The following is a 379-nucleotide window of genomic DNA, read 5'->3' as shown; positions in this document are numbered from 1 at the left end:
CATTCATTTCAAATGATACGCTTTTAAATTAAAAAAGAGCTCGCATTTGAGCTCTAACGGTCGAACAATATTGTTTTCATAATAGCAGCATATTCGCGAACATACATTTTTCTCTTAGAACGAATTGGTGTTTCAGCAGCTAGCGCCTCCATCTTCATACCTAAACGCTTTGCAATTATTTTCGTTCGATATAAATGATATGTATTACTTACCACTACCGCATGTTTCACATTATATAAATCCATACTAAATTTTAAGTTTTCATACGTATTTGTAGATTGATCTTCTATTAAAATACGACTCTCATCTATACCGTGTACCATTAAATAATTTCTCATGCTATGAGCTTCCGGTATATCTTCATCTTCTCCTTGACCAC

At 33.2% G+C, this 379-nt stretch carries 1 protein-coding gene; it reads right to left on the bottom strand.

Going from position 1 to position 379, the window contains the following annotated elements; genetic code table 11:
* Positions 1–53 precede the first annotated feature (53 nt).
* On the bottom strand, positions 54–379 hold a 326-nt coding region (locus tag SB717_RS34070; protein WP_410907236.1), incomplete at its 5' end, for a YdcF family protein.

Source organism: Priestia sp. SIMBA_032 (genome assembly GCF_046535215.1).
GTDB lineage: Bacteria > Bacillota > Bacilli > Bacillales > Bacillaceae_H > Priestia > Priestia aryabhattai.
This window is presented reverse-complemented; position numbering and strand designations above follow the sequence as displayed.